Annotated in this window: 3 protein-coding genes; all 3 read left to right on the top strand. The window is 29.4% G+C overall.

Going from position 1 to position 3,516, the window contains the following annotated elements; all coding sequences use genetic code 11:
* The first annotated feature begins 136 nt into the window (after positions 1 to 136).
* Complete coding sequence (locus tag LBP67_01990; protein ID MDR2083750.1) at positions 137 to 1,699, top strand: hypothetical protein; 1,563 nt, start codon at positions 137 to 139, stop codon at positions 1,697 to 1,699.
* A complete protein-coding gene (locus tag LBP67_01985; protein ID MDR2083749.1) occupies positions 1,687 to 3,288 on the top strand; it encodes a hypothetical protein in 1,602 nt (533 codons plus the stop codon). Before LBP67_01990 ends, LBP67_01985 begins: the two co-directional genes overlap by 13 nt.
* A 13-nt stretch (positions 3,289 to 3,301) precedes the next feature.
* On the top strand, positions 3,302 to 3,516 hold a 215-nt coding region (locus LBP67_01980; GenBank protein ID MDR2083748.1), incomplete at its 3' end, for a hypothetical protein.

Here is a 3,516-nt window from a genome sequence, read left to right as displayed (position 1 = left end):
AAAATTGTAGAGAACCTGTGCAAAGAGGGTTTTGCCGAAATGGAAAACGAAATCTTGAAAACATACAAAATTCTGTCGTCATTCAAATATCTGGAAGAACTGGTTATGAACATAAATATCCCGGAGGAAGTAAAAAATGAGATACCGGAGTAGAAAATTTCCAAATAAAAGTATCATTTCTCTTATTACTCAGGAAAATGCGAGTAAAGAAAAAATGCTTTTCATTTATATGAAAGCGGTTCCTGATTATTATGAAAACGAGGAAATTGGTTGGTTTGATAAAGCGGGAAAAAATGGAAAATCTAATAAAGTATGGGCTTGTCTTAATATTCGGCAATGGGTTGCATTTGGGAAAGATGAAAAAATACTCGAATTATTTAATTTGATATTAAACACTAAGCAATTAACAATAGGAAATAAAACAATAGATTTTGAGATACCTCAATATACGAAAAATGAGAACTGTACAGATAAAGACCAATATATTAGTTCAACAAGATTTGATTCTTTAAAAATTAAAGACAGGTCTTTTATCCCTCAAGAATTTTATCAAAAAGAAAACCTGCAATATCTCTTAGGATATAAAACAGGCTCTTCTAAAATAAAACCGATATTTCCTTTGGGATTTTATGAAGATGACTTTATCTATAATAACTTGAAAAATGATATTTGGGGCATAAAAGAAACCAGGACAGCGTATCTTAGATTTCATGGAGTTAAAGAATCTTCTGTAAAAGGAATAGGGAGTACTGCTGTAGAAGGGTTTTATCAGCAAAACTTTGATGAAAACGGAACTTATTTTGTCATGATGAAAAATGAAAATGGACAAGATATAGCACAAGGATGTTGCTTGGTTGATACCAATACGGGTTTTTTTCATATGGATTTAAAAGAACCTGTAAAAAATGGAAGGATTGAAGTATTATTAAATAACAAAAAAGAAAAAGATATTGAGTTTAGTTTGATTCAAGAAATTAAATTAGATATAAACATCGTTTCAAAATCTTTCATAGATACTTATGGCAGAAGTTTTAATATTTCTTCGGAAAATATGTCGGGGAAAAATAGTGAAAAAAGACCGGATTCTATTAATAACTTCACATATCAGCAAGATATTTATTCTGATACTACTGATGCAAATAAAAAATTATCAGATTTATTCAAATCAATTTTTGATTATTTGGGACCCAAAATTCTAATTGTAGACCCATATTTTCTTGGAATTTTCAAAGAAATTGCGTTATATGATGATCAAATTGCATTATTAAATGCGATGATTCATTCTACGTTAGAATATGGAATGGACAACCTTTCAATATTAGGGTATTGGGGGAGAGCAGGCAATTTATCAGAAAAAAAAGATGATGGGATAAAACATAGCATTGATCTTTTAATTTATGAGAGAAAAATCAGACAACTTATTGAAAGAAATAATTTACAATGTCATTTTAGTAATAATTCTGTACGGTTCTTTAATGCAAATAAAGATTTTCATAGTAGATATTGGTTTTCAATAACAAACAAAAACGGAATAGAGGTGATGGAAAAATGCGTAATTGTAACTAACAGCATAGGAAACATAAAAGAAGTTGATTTTGTTTTGGTTACCGATGAGTCACAACTAAAACAAATAATTCAAAAATATACTGATTTGTGGAAGAATGCAGAAGAAAAATTAAATATCAAATGGAACAATTAAAAACATATATTCAGAGAATATTATCAGAAAAATCAACTATTGATTGGTTGATTGTGCATACTGTATCAAAGCATGGGAATATCATTGACGGCCTTGAATTTTCTTTTGTTGATGAGCAAGAAAGATTAGATGAACCGTTTAAAACTTGTCAGGGTTATATTTCATTAAAAAGAGATGATGCTATCAAAAAATTCAATGAGCTAATTGTAGAATTATCTGATTATTTTAAAGAGAACTTGATTACATTGGCAAATCTTTTTATTATTGCAACAAGAACATGTTATAAAGGCGAAGATAAAAAAACAATCCTGAAAAACTTTAAACAAAAAACGGGACAATCACTCTGTAATAAAATATTTGCGAAACTTATTGATTCTCTTAACTCAGATTATTATAAAGACAATCACTTTAACAAAAATCAATTCAAAAGCACTGACGAATGGATAGAGATATTTCGTTCTGCTCAATATGCTCACAGTATTTCAGATCCTCTTGTAGAAAGTTTGTTTTTAGTGCAAGATAAACAAGGGTATAACCTAAATTATAATTTGCTTAAAAATATGAAACCTTTTATGCGTGCAGTCTTAATAGAGCAATATGGTTTTATATTAGAAATTTCAAATAGAGGTTTAAGAGCAATCTATGAAAATCAATATGAATTATCCTTCCTGTCCGCTTACTTAATCAACATTCATAGTTCGGAAGTGCCGAATTGGCTTTCACAAGAATTAGTTGAAAAATTTATTACTAAACATTGGGGGAGCATAGGCAAACAGGTATTTGTTCATGTTTTTGGATTAAGTTACAGAAATAAAAATCAAAATGAAGTAATTGAAAGTTTGGGGAATTTAATACATGAAGTTCTCTATGATAGACTATCAAAAGATTCTGAAGAATCCAAAAAACTGATAAATACATTTGAATTTCCAAAAGACTTTATTGCGTTATTTTATTGGTTCGACTTAAAACACGTAGATACAAACAGTATTACAGAGATTAATAAAACTACAATATTAGGTCGATTTATACAAGAATTACAAAGAATAAACAATGAATTACCGACTTTTTTTGCTTCGGAACATAGTAGCGATCCTTGGGTTTCGTTTCAATTTGGAGAACAAAAATACCAAATAACTTTTGCTTATTTATTGTGGTTTTTGCTTTATGCCACCTGTGAAGACAACAAACAATTAAAAAAGATTTTTTACAAAATAAAGCCTCTTTTTTATGGGGGATTTAGGGCGTGTCGTTTGGCTACTCAATTTACAGAATTAATGTTACTAATAGGATTATCTGCAATTCATTTGAATGATATAGATAAAAACGGATGGAGCTCAATTAAGAAATATCTTGCTATTATTGAAGAAACTGTTTTAATTCCTTATATACATATTGCTGAACGAAATAGCGAAATATGGGATATCAACAATAAAATAGAAATGCCTCAATATCAAGCAGGATTATATTTGGTTAATGACTTTTTATATAGGATACGAAATTCCGAAATTAATGAGCATTATAAAGATTTTATTGCAACAATAGATGATATAAAAATAGCTAAATGGAAATATGACAATGTATTATATTAATTTGTAATTAAGTATGAGATACCTGAATAAAATTATATTTATCAACAGTGCGCAAATCAAATATGCCGAAATAAATCTCGACGGTAATATCCACTTTATCGGTACGCAAGGCGTCGGAAAAAGCACTTTGCTGCGGGCGATTCTTTTCTTCTACAATGCCGACACACTGGGACTTGGTATCCCCAAACAAAAACTGGCATACGTGGATTACTATTTTAACCATTCCAA

Source organism: Bacteroidales bacterium (assembly GCA_031276035.1).
Classification (GTDB): Bacteria; Bacteroidota; Bacteroidia; order Bacteroidales; family BM520; genus RGIG7150.
The sequence above is the reverse complement of the archived record's forward strand: the minus strand, read 5'-3'. Positions and strand labels throughout refer to the sequence as shown.